Origin of the sequence: Shigella sp. FC1967 (genome assembly GCF_001743005.1) — a bacterium.
In the GTDB taxonomy this organism is placed as follows: Bacteria; Pseudomonadota; Gammaproteobacteria; order Enterobacterales; family Enterobacteriaceae; genus Proteus.
Window position 1 is genome coordinate 1 of record NZ_MIIZ01000534.1, and the last position, 203, is coordinate 203.

The window sequence follows — 203 nt, forward strand, 5'->3', positions numbered from 1 at the left end:
CCTGCCCCGATTAACGTTGGACAGGAACCCTTGGTCTTCCGGCGTGCGGGTTTTTTCACCCGCATTATCGTTACTTATGTCAGCATTCGCACTTCTGATACCTCCAGCATACCTCACAGTACACCTTCGCAGGCTTACAGAACGCTCCCCTACCCAACAACACATAGTGTCGCTGCCGCAGCTTCGGTGCATGGTTTAGCCCC

The 203-nt window shown here is 54.2% G+C and carries 1 rRNA gene; it reads right to left on the minus strand.

Features of this window, described 5'->3' with window-relative positions:
- A 23S ribosomal RNA gene (locus BHE89_RS04540) occupies positions 1-203 on the minus strand; the annotation flags it as partial.